A 484-nucleotide genomic window follows, 5' to 3' on the forward strand; every position below is an offset into this window, starting at 1 on the left:
TCGTGCAGGGCGGCGAAGCGCCGACCGATGCCATGGTGTCGCTCATCGAGGGCGCCAATGCTGCCGTCGTCGCCATCGTCACCTATGAAAGCCCCACCTCGATCAAGGCGATCATCGATCTCAACGCGCACGGCGTCATCACCAAACCGCTCAGGCAGTTGGGCGTGCTGACGCAGTTTGCACTGGCCCGCTACCGGTATGGCTATGAAGGGCGGTTGGCCAACAAGGTGCGCAAGCTGGAGGATACGCTGAAGGGACGCCGGACGATCGAGAAGGCGGTCAAGGTGCTGGTCGAGATGAACGGCGTCGACGAGGAAACCGCCTACAAGCTGATCCGCGACCAGGCGACATCGAAGCGGGTCGCCCTGGTTTCGGTGGCCGAAGGCATCCTCGCCGCGCAGGAAGCGATGCGGACCTTCGGCTTCGGGATTTCCGCGCCAGGCAATCAGAAATAGCCGGACAGCCGACAGCCCGACAAGATTAT

1 protein-coding gene is annotated in these 484 nt (G+C 62.6%); it reads left to right on the forward strand.

The window, feature by feature from the left end; all coding sequences use genetic code 11:
- Window positions 1-455, forward strand: a 455-nt coding sequence (locus EOA86_RS37955; protein WP_128345900.1) for an ANTAR domain-containing protein, incomplete at its 5' end; no start/stop codon positions are given.
- Between the last annotated feature and the right edge of the window lie 29 nt (window positions 456-484).

Source organism: Mesorhizobium sp. M5C.F.Ca.IN.020.32.2.1 (genome assembly GCF_004023105.1).
In the GTDB taxonomy this organism is placed as follows: domain Bacteria; phylum Pseudomonadota; class Alphaproteobacteria; order Rhizobiales; family Rhizobiaceae; genus Mesorhizobium; species Mesorhizobium wenxiniae.